The sequence below is a fragment of the Aeromicrobium sp. PFPM2_SD2 genome (genome assembly GCF_057364525.1).
The window spans coordinates 1-576 of record NZ_JBNFNZ010000799.1 but is presented as its reverse complement, the minus strand read 5'-3'; the positions used below and the strand labels follow the sequence as shown (position 1 = coordinate 576).

The 576-nt window shown below is 74.7% G+C and carries 1 protein-coding gene; it reads left to right on the top strand.

Annotated elements, in window-relative coordinates:
- Positions 1–237: 237 nt before the first annotated feature.
- A partial coding sequence (locus AC2W7G_RS18185; protein WP_485869668.1) for an FAD-dependent oxidoreductase occupies positions 238–576 on the top strand: 339 nt, incomplete at its 3' end.

Sequence of the window (576 nt, the reverse complement as noted above, 5' to 3'; positions counted from 1 at the left end):
AAGGCGACCTCGTCGCGGCCTGGGAGGACGGCTGCACGAGCGTCCCGGCGCTCGCCGACGCACCCGCGCCACGACGGGCTGCGGCGGTGCCGGGTGCTCGTCCAGGGCGTCGCGCAGTGGCTCGAGCAGGTGGACCCGCCGGCCTCACAGCCGGACCCGGGGCCGCGTGAGCGATCCGTTCCGGCGCCGTAACCGCGAGCGTCCGGCGAGGAAACCTGCCCTTCCTACCGTCGAGCCATGACCCAGAAGAAGAGGCTCGTGGTCGTCGGGGCCGGCATGGTCGCCCGGCGGCTGGTCGAGGCGCTCGTCGAGCGCGGCGCCACCCGGGACTGGACCATCGAGGTGTTCGGCGAGGAGAGCCGGCCGCCCTACGACCGCGTCGCGCTGACGTCGTTCTTCACGCTGCACGACGCCGACGAGCTGCTGCTGGGCGACCAGGCGCTGTGGCACGAGCCCGGCGTCCGGCTGTACCGCAGCTCGCCGGTCTCGGCGATCGACCGCGAGGCCCGCACGGTCACCGCGCGCGGCACGACCCACGCCTACGACGCGCTCGTGCTGGCGACCGGCTCCTACGCC